The 2,499-nt window shown below is 64.2% G+C and carries 3 protein-coding genes; all 3 read right to left on the reverse strand.

Features of this window, described 5'->3' with window-relative positions:
• Positions 1 to 13: 13 nt before the first annotated feature.
• The 3 genes from tnpC to tnpA all read right to left on the reverse strand — a co-directional run bounded on the left by tnpC (position 14) and on the right by tnpA (position 2,415).
• Positions 14 to 1,492 carry an IS66 family transposase gene (tnpC, locus tag LMTR3_RS23535; protein ID WP_065747400.1) on the reverse strand — a complete coding sequence of 493 codons (1,479 nt, stop codon included), beginning with the start codon at positions 1,490 to 1,492 and terminating at the stop codon, positions 14 to 16.
• Positions 1,493 to 1,615: 123 nt separating this feature from the next.
• Complete coding sequence (tnpB, locus tag LMTR3_RS23540) at positions 1,616 to 1,972, reverse strand: IS66 family insertion sequence element accessory protein TnpB (RefSeq protein WP_065747398.1); 357 nt, start codon at positions 1,970 to 1,972, stop codon at positions 1,616 to 1,618.
• Entirely contained in the window at positions 1,969 to 2,415 is a 447-nt protein-coding gene (gene tnpA / locus LMTR3_RS23545) for an IS66-like element accessory protein TnpA (protein WP_065747399.1), read from the reverse strand. The genes tnpB and tnpA overlap by 4 nt, the downstream gene beginning before the upstream one ends.
• Between the last annotated feature and the right edge of the window lie 84 nt (positions 2,416 to 2,499).

Below are 2,499 nucleotides of genomic sequence, written 5' to 3' on the forward strand. Positions count from 1 at the left end.
GTAAGCGTCGTTCTCAGGCCACGGCTTTGAGGGCTTGAGCGCGGTAGGCCCAGGGCAGTAGCTGGTCGATGTCGCGGTTCGGATGACCGTTGACGATCTTGGTCAGGACGTCGGTGAGATAGGCGAGCGGATCGACGTCGTTGACCTTGCAGGTCTCGACCAGGGACGCGACGACGGCCCAATGTTCGGCACCACCGTCGGATCCGGCAAATAGTGCGTTTTTGCGACCGAGCTTGATGCCGCGGATGGATCGTTCGACGGTATTGTTGTCGAGTTCGATGCGGCCGTCTTCGATGAAGCGCGTTAGGCCTTGCCAGCGCGAGAGGGCGTAGCGGATGGCTTCGGCGAGCTTGATCTTCTGGCTGATGAGAGCCAGCTTGGCGCGCAGCCATATCTCGAAGGCATCAGCCAGCGGCCGGCTTCTCTGCTGCCGCACGAGGCGGCGCTCCTCGGCGCTGCGGCCGCGGATCTCCTTCTCGATCGCGTAGAATGCGGCGATGTGCTTCAGCGCCTCGCTGGCAATCGGCGCGGGGCCGGCTGTCGCCAGTTCGTAGAAGTTGCGCCGCATGTGCACCCAGCAAAAGGCGAGCTCGACCTCGCCACGCTCGGCAAGCTTTGGGTAGGCGTTGTAGCCATCGACCTGCAGAATGCCCTTGAAGCCGGCAAGATGGGTAAACAGCCGCTCGGCTTTGCGGTCGGGTGCATAGACATAGGCGATGCCTGGCGGATCGAGGCCGCCCCAGGGCCTGTCGTCGGCGGCATAGGCCCAGAGCTGGCCGGTCTTGGTGCGCCCTCGACCGGGATCGAGCACCGGCACCGTCGTCTCGTCGGCGAACAGCTTGGACCTCGCGCGAAGCGCCGTGAGAAGACGCTCATGCAGCGGGCGCAGATGGAAGGCGGCATGCCCCACCCAGTCCGCCAGCGTCGACCGGTCGAGAGCGATGCCCTGGCGGGCATAGATCTGGGCCTGCCGGTAGAGCGGCAGATGATCGGCATATTTCGACACCAGAACCTGGGCGACGGTTGCCTCGGTCGGCAGTCCGCCGTCGATCAGCCGGGCCGGAGCCTCGGCCTGCATGACGCCGTCCTCGCAGGCTCGACAGGCGTATTTGGGACGCCGGGTGACGACAACGCGGAACTGCGCCGGCACCATGTCCAGCCGCTCGCTCTTGTCTTCGCCGATCTGGTGCAGGTCGCCCTGGCAGCAGGGGCAGGTCTTGTCGGCGATGTCGACGACGACCTCGATCCGCGGCAGATGCGCCGGCAGTGCCCCGCGATTGACGCGGCGCTTGCGTGCGCGCTCCGCCCGGCCTTCCGGAGCTGTCTCGTCTTGGCTGGCTTCCGTACAGGCCGCAACCTGTTGAACGTCCTCGAGACCGAGCAGCATCTGTTCCTCAGGAAGCGACTCTGCCTTCCGGCCAAAGCGATGACGCTGCAGCTCCTTGATGATCTGGCGCAGCCGCTCGCTCTCATGAAGCGCAGCCAGCAGCATCGCCTTCAGCGTCTCGGGATCATCAGGAAGGTTATCGCTCACAGGCAAATCAGAGCATATTCGCGCCCGTCTGACGACGTGCTCGATGCCCCTGATTCACTTCGCCGCAGCGCGGCCCACAAATTATCCGGCTTGCGTCGGAACGATCGTCTCCCGTGCCGCGTGGACACGCCGCCAATCAAGTCCTTCGAGCAGCGCCGACAATTCCGCCGCCGACAAACGCATCACGCCATCCTCGATCTTCGGCCAGCGGAAGACGCCTTCCTCGAGCCGCTTGGCGAACAGGCATAAACCCGTACCATCCCAGAAGATCAGCTTGATCCGGTCCGCGCGCTTGGCACGGAACACATAAACAGCACCCGAGAACGGATCGGCCTTCATGTGCTCGCGTACCAACATCGCAAGCCCCTCCATTCCCTTGCGGAAGTCGACCGGCTTGGTGGCTACCATCACCCGGACAGTTCCGGACGGGCCAATCACCGGCTTGCCTTCAGTGCATGGACGATGGCCGCAATCATCGCCACGTCCGCGCCTCGGCCGGCCCGGATAGTGACGCCTTCGGCTTCGATCTCGATGCCCCCGGCATCGCAACGGCGAGCATCCGGCTTGGCCTTGCGTCGCGCTGTCTTGCGCTCGTGGCCAGCAGCCGCGGCTGGTGCCATGGCGTCGACCACCGCAGGTACAAACTGCGGATCGTCAGTCATCGTCGCCGGCAACCGGCGTGCTTGCCGGCGCCAGGTGAACACTTGTTGTGGGGTCAGCCCGTGTCGCCGGGCAATCTCGGAAACGACCGCGCCTGGGACCAGCGTCTCCTCGACGATCCGAGCCTTGTCGTCCTTGGAGAACCAACGACGTCGTCCCGTCTCCGTGATCACTTCCAGCCGACGCGGCGCTACGTCCGACTTAAGCGTATGGTCAAGCATAGACACAAGCCGATCCCTTCAGAGAGATCCTCAAACTCGCCTATCCCTCGCGCCACGAGAAGGTGGGATCAAAACGACGCTTAC

It is taken from the genome of Bradyrhizobium sp. LMTR 3, assembly GCF_001693485.1.
Lineage (GTDB): Bacteria > Pseudomonadota > Alphaproteobacteria > Rhizobiales > Xanthobacteraceae > Bradyrhizobium.

Coding starts and splice junctions, on each gene's coding strand:
- tnpC (WP_065747400.1), bottom strand. CDS start 1,492: ATGCTGCTGGCTGCGCTTCATGAGAGCGAGCGGCTGCGCCAGATCATC.
- tnpA (WP_065747399.1), bottom strand. CDS start 2,415: ATGCTTGACCATACGCTTAAGTCGGACGTAGCGCCGCGTCGGCTGGAA.